Origin of the sequence: Thiocystis violacea (assembly GCF_016583575.1) — a bacterium.
In the GTDB taxonomy this organism is placed as follows: Bacteria; Pseudomonadota; Gammaproteobacteria; order Chromatiales; family Chromatiaceae; genus Thiocystis; species Thiocystis violacea.
This window is the reverse complement of sequence record NZ_NRRG01000094.1, coordinates 1-8,112: the sequence shown is the minus strand read 5'-3', so window position 1 is coordinate 8,112 and position 8,112 is coordinate 1. Positions and strand designations below refer to the sequence as shown.

At 66.7% G+C, this 8,112-nt stretch carries 7 protein-coding genes; 5 read left to right on the top strand and 2 right to left on the bottom strand.

The annotated features are described in order from the left end of the window. Window positions 1-75 precede the first annotated feature (75 nt). A complete protein-coding gene (locus tag CKO27_RS22810; protein WP_200377214.1) occupies window positions 76-2,358 on the bottom strand; it encodes a class I SAM-dependent DNA methyltransferase in 2,283 nt (760 codons plus the stop codon). A gap of 332 nt (window positions 2,359-2,690) precedes the next feature. Between CKO27_RS22810 and cobU the strand changes: the two genes are divergently transcribed. The 4 genes from cobU to CKO27_RS22790 are packed head-to-tail and all read left to right on the top strand — an operon-like array spanning window position 2,691 to window position 6,048. After that, window positions 2,691-3,317: a bifunctional adenosylcobinamide kinase/adenosylcobinamide-phosphate guanylyltransferase gene (cobU, locus tag CKO27_RS22805; protein ID WP_242471084.1), complete on the top strand. Its 627-nt coding sequence runs from the start codon at window positions 2,691-2,693 to the stop codon at window positions 3,315-3,317. Window positions 3,318-3,330: 13 nt separating this feature from the next. Continuing rightward, window positions 3,331-4,212 carry an ABC transporter substrate-binding protein gene (locus tag CKO27_RS22800; protein ID WP_200377213.1) on the top strand — a complete coding sequence of 294 codons (882 nt, stop codon included), beginning with the start codon at window positions 3,331-3,333 and terminating at the stop codon, window positions 4,210-4,212. Between the two features lie 10 nt (window positions 4,213-4,222). Further along, a complete protein-coding gene (locus tag CKO27_RS22795) occupies window positions 4,223-5,215 on the top strand; it encodes an iron chelate uptake ABC transporter family permease subunit (protein ID WP_200377212.1) in 993 nt (330 codons plus the stop codon). Beyond that, window positions 5,212-6,048 (top strand): ATP-binding cassette domain-containing protein, encoded by an 837-nt coding sequence (locus CKO27_RS22790; protein WP_200377211.1) that lies wholly within the window; start codon window positions 5,212-5,214, stop codon window positions 6,046-6,048. The genes CKO27_RS22795 and CKO27_RS22790 overlap by 4 nt, the downstream gene beginning before the upstream one ends. A 22-nt stretch (window positions 6,049-6,070) precedes the next feature. Here the strand turns inward: CKO27_RS22790 and CKO27_RS22785 are convergent, their stop codons facing one another. Beyond that, window positions 6,071-6,538 carry a cobalamin biosynthesis protein gene (locus CKO27_RS22785; RefSeq protein ID WP_200377210.1) on the bottom strand — a complete coding sequence of 156 codons (468 nt, stop codon included), beginning with the start codon at window positions 6,536-6,538 and terminating at the stop codon, window positions 6,071-6,073. A gap of 16 nt (window positions 6,539-6,554) precedes the next feature. Between CKO27_RS22785 and CKO27_RS22780 the strand changes: the two genes are divergently transcribed. Then, entirely contained in the window at window positions 6,555-7,868 is a 1,314-nt protein-coding gene (locus CKO27_RS22780) for a cobyrinic acid a,c-diamide synthase CobB (protein WP_200377209.1), read from the top strand. Window positions 7,869-8,112: the final 244 nt, after the last annotated feature.

Below are 8,112 nucleotides of genomic sequence, written 5' to 3'. Positions count from 1 at the left end.
AGAGTTTTCGAGACATGAAAAATTTGCATTTTGGCGAGGGGTTAGAACGCAGTCGCTCCCGCAGTGCCGGGCGCTTCACGGTGTTGGTGCTGATTGCCTCACTGGGCGCCTTCCTGCTGTGGCTACTTCCCGCCGTAAGGCCGGAACCGTTTCCCCGTGCCGCCACCAATACCGCTTTCGTAGCTCGCGTCGTCCTGCCTCACGCATCGGCCTAACAAATTCCACGACGCGCCGAAACGGTGCTTCGTAGAGCGACGCATCCGCTTCCGACATCCCGCCCCCAAAGTCGACGATCCAGGTGTCGGATGGGCGTCTCGTTAGATCCTGCCCGTTCGCCCAGGGACGAAGCACTTCGCGGTTCGGTCGTCCGTGAGGATTCGGTTCTCCAAGCCACGCGCGAGCGACATTTCCAGGTACGTCAAACGAGCCGACTTTGACCGGCCCCTGAAATGCAACCTGCTCGTTCTTTGAGAGAGTGCGCGCATCGGTCAGGCGCATGCCCAGCTCAGAAGAAGTCAGGTCGGGGTTGACGCCCGCGACAGGCTCACCGTTGAGGTTGACCGGGCGTGAATGGTCCTTGGCTGTGAAAGCGACCAGCGACACACGAACATCCGCCCCGTCGTTAATCCAAGGCTCGTCCGACCATGCCTCGAAGATCGCGCCTGACGCGGCAATGCCGTCCAGCACGGCACGGTTGCGGCCTTTCCGAATGGACTGTGTGGCGACCAGCCCGGCATAGCGCACCTTCCCCGCCTCAATCCGCGCCCGCGCCTTCTCGAACCAGTAGGTCACCAGATCCGCCCCGCCCGGTACGCGCCCCTGGTAGAGCTGGCGCACCCGCTTGACGTATTCCTCGCCGATCGCACCGAGCATCTTCTTGTCGCCCAGAAACGGCGGATTCCCCACGATCACATCCGCCTCGGGCCACTCCGGCTCGCTCCCGTCGGCGTTCACGATGGCATCCTGCTGGCGGATGGTTTCGAGGGGTTTGAGGATGGGGTTCTTCGACAGCGAGTAGCCATGCCTGAGCATCCACTGGATCTCGCCAATCCAGACGGTGACGCGGGCCAGCTCGGCGGCGTAGGGATTGAGCTCGATCCCGAGCACGTTCTCGGGGCCAACCTGTGGGAAGCCGCGCGGCAGGCCCAGCGACTCGGCCTCCAGCAGAACTTGGTGCTCCAGATCCTTCAGCCCGAGCAGCGACAGCAACAGGAAATTGCCCGAGCCGCAGGCGGGATCGAGCACACGAAAGCGCGCGAGCCGGTCGAGGAAGCTCTGTAACAGCGTTTGCGCGCCCTTCACCAGGGTGGTTCGGGCGCTCGGGCTTTTGGCGTTGTCGGCCTTCTTCATCCGGGCCGCGATCCGCTCATGCGTCTCGGCCCACTCCGCGCGCAACGGATCGAGCACCACCGGGTTGACCAGGCGCATGATCGAGCCAGGATCGGTGTAATGAGCGCCGAGCTGGGCGCGCTTGGCGGGGTCGAGACCGCGCTCGAACAGGGTGCCGAAAAGCGTGGGGTCGATGGCGGACCAGTCGAGCCGCGCCAGGTCGCGCAGGAGCGCGATCTCGTCGGGCTCCAGCGGCAAGGGAGACGCGGCGTCGAAGAGTCCGCCGTTGAACCAGTCGATGGCCTCGAAGCCGGCGGTACCGCCGCTGGCCATGGCCTCGAACAGGCTGGCGAGCATGCGCGGCAGGGTGTCGGGGCGCTTGTGTCCGGACTCCAGCAAGCGGCTGAAGAGCTGTCGGGGGAGGAGATCGATGTCCTCGGCGAACAGGCAGAACAGGATCTGCTGGCTGAAGTGGGCGACCTGGAACGGGTCGTGACCGCGTTCGCGCCACCGCTGGGCCAGATCGCCGAAGCGTCCGGCCGCCGTCTCGGTCAGGTGCGCGGTGGTGCGTCCGGGGCGTAGCCGCTCGGGATCGGAGAAGGCCCACTTGAGCAGGCGCCGCTTGGCTGGGTCGCGCAGATCCTCAAGGGTGAGGATGTGGACCTCGGGGACGGTGCCGGTGAAAGCGGTATGGATCTGGATCGTGGCGTTGTCGGAGACGATCAGCAGCGGCGGATGTTCGAGGGCGGGGGTGTAGAGCTGGAGCTGTTTCAGCGCCTTGTTGAGATCCTGGCCCGGTCCCTTGTACTCCCAACCAAAGCATCCGCGCTTCCAGACATCGGCCCAGCCGTCGCCGCCTCCCGCCTTCTTGGCACCCTTCTCGAAGCAATACCACTCCCCGGTTGGATCGGCCGAGACCGGATCGGGCTCCTCAAGGAGCTGGCAGAGATCGTAAAAGTGCGATTGCGAGGCGGAGCGTTCCTTGAGGGTGACGCCGCTCCATTTGGCGATGAACTCATCCGGTGTCATCGGGCAGGCTCCTGGTAAGAGGTCGAGGCCGCTATCATGGCCGATAGCCATGGGGAGCGTATCACCGCTTGAGCCTCGGAGCGTACAGGATGGGCATCGCTACGCTCTGCCCATCCTACATTCGCTCGCTGTTGTATCCTGGTTTTGGTGTCCCCGCTCTCGCCGGGATGCTGGTTGGACCATCACAATGGACAGGATTTCATAAGTCATTGTTTTTAAATATTTTCGATCGTGAAGCATCCTGTTCATCCTTTCCATTGACGACCTGTCTTTGGGGATAAGGTTTTCAGGAAATCACCTTGACTAATCCCCCGACCTGGAGCCCATCGCGGATGACTGCCCCATCGCGGATGACTGCCTCTGGCCAAGACCCTTTCGCGCGCGCGACCGTCGGGGAGCCGGTCCGCTCGTCGTGCGCGCGACTGGCCGCGATCCTGGTCTGCGGACCGGCGCGCAGCGGTAAGAGCGAGTGGGCCGAGCGTCTGGCGCGCGACTCGGGTCGCGCCGTGGTTTATGTCGCGACGGCCCGGGAGGATCCGGACGACGCCGACTGGAGCGCGCGGATCCAGGCCCATCGGGTCCGTCGCCCGCCGGATTGGATGACCCTCTGCGCCCCGACCGAGCTGGAGTCGGCGATCGAGGCCCATTCGACGTCGGACCGCTGTCTGCTGGTGGATTCGCTCGGAACCTGGGTGGCGAATCTGATCGAGCTGTCGGAGGAGGATTGGTCGAGCCGGGTGGAAGGCTTGCTCGATGCGCTCGAACGGACCTCGGCGCTGGTTATCCTGGTCGCGGAGGAGACCGGCTGGGGGGTCATCCCCGCCTATCCGGTCGGGCGTCTGTTCCGCGATCGGCTCGGGGCCTTGGCGCGTCGTCTGGGTCCGCGGTGCTCGGCGGCCTATCTGGTGAGCGGTGGCCATGCGCTCGATCTTTCCCGCCTGGGCGTCCCGGTCGACTGAGCCTGGTCGAGCGATGATTCCATCCCACCCATCCGAGCGTCGCGGGCGCGGGCGAACGTTCCTGGTGCTCGCGCTCCTCTGTCTCGGCGTCGGCCCCGCGAGCGGCGATGCCTCGCGGCCGACGGTCATGAGCACCGATTTCTGTTCGGACCTGCTCCTGCTCAACATAGCCGCGCCCGAGCAGATTCTCTCGGTCTCGCGTCGCAGCCGCGATCCTCGGGTGTCGCCGGTCGCGGACCTCGCCCGCCCCTATCCGTCGAACCGGGGTGGCGTGGAGGATGTGCTGCATTTCAAGCCGGACATCGCCCTGGTCTATCAGGGCTGGACCGGGCGGCGGCACGCCGAACGGCTGGCCGGACGGGGCACGCAAATCATCGCGCTGCCCTATCCGAAACGCTGGTCGGATGGGCTGCGGACCACGCGCGAGATCGCCGCCCGGATCGGTCGAGGCGAGGCGGTCGAGGCCAAGGTCGCGGTGGCCGAGCGGCGTCTTCGGGCGCTCGCCCAGCGCTCGCGTCCCTATCGCCTGCTCTATCTGCGCCCGAACGGCGGCACGGCCGGGGAGGGCACCTATATCGACGATCTGTTTCGGCTACTGGGTCTGCGCAATCTGGCCGCCGAGCACGGTCAGTCCGGCTGGGGTCGTTTCCCACTGGAGACCCTGGTGAGCGCGCCGCCGGATGTCTTTCTGCTCGGCTATTTCGATCAGACCCAATCCCCGGCGCGCTCGGCCTATGGCCGGCATCCGCGGCTGCGGGCGATGCTGGAGCGCACGCCCGTGATCGGATTGCCCGGAAACGCCTGGGGTTGCGGTGGACTGGAGCTGATCGACGCGGCCGAGCGTATCGCCGAACAGCTCGACGCCCTGTCGCCCGACCTCGCGCCCTCGCCTTGAGACCGGATCCGTGCGCCAATCGCTGTTTCTGAATGCCATCCTGCTCGCGCTCCTGCTGGCGCTCAGTCTCCTCTCGCTCGGTTTCGGCGAGGCGCCGCTCGGTTTCGGCGAGGTCATCGCTGGCCTGCTCGGCACCGGCTCCGAGGAACAGCGACTGATCGTGCGTGAGATCCGTTTGCCGAGGGTGGTGCTCGCCTGGCTGGTCGGTCTCTCGCTCGGGGCCTCGGGGGCCGCGCTCCAGGGGCTGTTGCGCAACCCGCTCGCCGAGCCGGGGCTGCTCGGGATCTCATCGAGCGCCAGCCTCGGCGCGGTGCTGACGCTCTACTTCGGCGTCACCACGCTCAGTCTCTGGACGGTGCCGGTCACCGCCATGCTCTTCGCGCTGCTGGCGACCCTCCTGCTGTATGCGCTGACGCGCGCCGGCGCGAACAATCCGACCCTGATCCTGGCCGGGGTCGCGCTCTCCTCGCTGGCCGGCGCCCTGACCTCGCTCGCGCTGAATCTGGCGCCCAACCCGACCGATGTGCAGGACATCATCCTCTGGCTGCTCGGCTCCATCAGCGATCGCAGCTTCGATGACGTGCGTCTCTGTCTGCCGTTCGTGCTCCTGGGGCTGACGCTCCTGCTGGTATGCGGACCGGCGCTCGACGTGCTGGCGCTCGGCGAGGCCGAGGCCGGCAGTCTCGGGGTGGATCTGGCGCGGGTGCGCGCGCTCATCATCGCGGGCTCGGCCCTGAGCGTGGGGGCCACGGTCGCGGTGACCGGGACCATCGGCTTCGTCGGACTGGTGGTGCCGCATCTGCTGCGGCGCTTCGTTCGGTTTCGACCGGGGCCACTGGTGCTCTCCAGCGCCCTCGGCGGCGCCCTGCTGGTGCTCGCCGCCGACGTCGCGCTGCGTCTGATCGATACCCCGCGCGAGCTGATGCTCGGGGTGGTGACGGCGCTCATCGGCGCGCCCTTCTTCCTGGCGCTGGTTCTTCGTTCGCGGAGGGACATGCTGTGAGTCTGCTCGCGCTCACGGGTGTCGAGGTTCGGCTGGATGGCAAGTGCCTGGTGCGTGACCTGTCGCTGCGGGTCGCCGAGGGCGAACTGGTCGGCCTCATCGGTCCCAACGGCGCCGGCAAGAGCACCCTGGTCAAGGCGATCGCGCAACTCCTGCCCCATGCCGGGGAGATCCTGTTCCGGGGTCGACCTCTGAGCCGGATGCCGGCGATCGAGCGGGCGACCCGTCTGGCCTATCTGAGTCAGGACGACCGGCTTCAATGGCCGATCTCGGTGGAAGACCTGGTCGCCCTGGGCCGTCATCCCTATCGCGGCGGTTGGTGGCGGGGCGGCGGCGCGCCGAGCGTCTCGGATCGGCGCGCGATCGAGACGGCCTTGCGTGCCACCGATGTCTGGGAGCTGCGCACGCGACGGGTGGATACCCTGTCCGGCGGCGAGCGCGCGCGCGCGCGGCTGGCGCGCGCGCTGGCGGTCGAAGCGCCGCTGCTGCTGGCCGACGAACCGGTCGCCGCGCTGGACCCGCGACATCAGCTTCAGGTCATGGAGTTGCTGCGCGCGCATTGCGGGGATGGCGCGAGCGCGCTGGTCGTACTGCACGACCTGACCCTGGCAAGCCGCTTCTGCGACCGGCTGCTCCTGCTGCATCAGGGGCGCGAAGTGGCGTCCGGGCGGGTCGGCGAGGTCTTGACCGCCGCGCATCTGCGCCAGGTCTATGGCATCCGCGCGGTGATGGGCGATTACCAGGGCCAGGGTTACATCGTGCCCTGGGCCTGCGACGCCGTACCCGCGATTCGTCCCGTCATAGACAGGATTAACAGGATTTCTCAGGATTGACAGGATTTATAAAGCATTGTTTTTAATCCTGTAAATCTTGAATAATCCTGTTAATCCTGTCCAATTCCGGAGCGTTCGGTCGGGTAGGGACTTTCCCGTAAATCAGGCGCGCGACCGCGACCGTCGCCCCCTTGCCATCGGCGCCACGATAGGCCCGCTTTTCGACCAGCAGCTCCGGCGCGCCGGACGCCAGTAGCGCGGCGGCCTCGGCGACGCTGGGCGTGCCGACCTCGCCTGCGACGCGCGTCGAGGGGTTGGGAACGGCGACGGCGGCGAGACTCGCGGCCGGGTAGAGCCGCAGTGGCCAGCCATGGATTCGGGCCAGATCCAGGAGCGCCGATTCATCGGCCTTGCAGGCATGACTGGCGATGCGGCAGACCTCGATCTCGCCGAGCGGCTGCAACGCTTCGGCGATCGCGCACTCCAAGGTCGTCAGCGAGACACCACGCTGACAGCCGATCCCGATCACGATCCTCACTTTCTCAACCATCCGTCGACCGATCCCCATGCCAGATTCCAACGCCTCCAGCCCGCGACATTGCCCCGCGCTCTTCCTGACCGCCAGCGCCTCCGGTCAAGGCAAGACCACCCTGGTCGCCGCGCTGGCGCGTCATCACCATCGTCAGGGCCGGCGGGTGCGGGTCTTCAAGACCGGCCCGGATTTCCTCGATCCCATGATTCTGAGCCGCGCCAGCGGGGCCGAGGTCACGCCGCTTGATCTCTGGATGGTCGGCGAGCCGGAGTGCCGGCGCAAGCTCTACGAGGCCGCCGGGGAGGCCGATCTGATTCTGATCGAAGGGGCGATGGGGCTGTTCGACGGCAGCCCCTCCGGCGCCGACCTGGCCGAGACCTTCGATATCCCGGTCGCGGCGCTGATCGACGCGCGCGGCATGGGCCAGACCTTCGGCGCGCTCGCGCTGGGTCTGGCCAGCTACCGCCCGACCCTGCGTTTCGCCGGGGTCGCGGCCAATCAGGTCGCCGGCGAGCGTCACGCCGAGATGATCCGGGCGGGTATCCCGAAGTCGATCCGCTATCTGGGCGCCATCGCGCGTCTGGCCGAGGCCGCCCTGCCGAGTCGGCATCTGGGACTGGTCCAGGCCGAGGAAATCGCCGATCTCGATCAACGCCTTGAGGCCGCCGCCGACCGACTCGCGGGAACGGCGCTGGCCGAATGGCCCGAACCCGTGACCTTTCATGCGCCGTCCGAGTCCTCGGTCCCGCCACGCCGGCTGGCCGGTCAGCGCATCGCGGTTGCCCGCGACGCCGCCTTTTCCTTCCTCTACGCCGACAACCTGCGCCTGCTCCAGACGCTGGGCGCGGAGTTGAGTTTCTTCTCGCCGCTCACCGATACCGGGGTGAGCGCGGACGCCATCTATCTGCCCGGCGGCTACCCGGAGCTTTATCTCCAAACGCTGGCCACCAATAGCGCGATGAAGAATGCCCTGCGCGCGCATGTCGCCGCGCATCGCCCGCTCTACGCCGAGTGTGGCGGCATGCTCTATCTGCTCGATCGTCTAACCGACAAGACCGGGGGCGAGGCCAATCTGGTGGGGCTGCTGCCGGGCCGGGGCCGAATGCAGCCGCGCCTGGCCGGATTGGGCATGCAGTCGCTCGACACCCCGGACGGTTGTCTGCGCGGACACAGCTTCCATCACTCGACCATGGAGACGCCGATCAAGCCCACCGCCTTCGGCGCCCGCCAGCGCGACGGTCTCCCCGGCGAGCCCTTTTACCGGCACGGGTCGCTGCGGGCGAGCTATCTGCATCTCTATTTCCCCTCCGCGCCCGAGGCGGCGGCGGCCCTGTTCGGCGCCGGGTAGATTCCTGCTCCCCCAACCCCTTGTAAGTTAGTTTTGTCCGGTTGTAGGTTTGTTTTACCCGTCTCAGACCGTAACCCCTCTGATTTCGAGATCGTGGGAGAGCTTGGGTCGATGCGGGGTTTTCCTCAACAACCCGAACAGTTGCCAGGGCGTAAAGCCCGATTCTGCAAGGCGGGGTATAGGGAGGGATGAGCATGCATTCTGAAACCTGTTGGGTTGGTGTAGACGTCTCGAAGTCAACCTT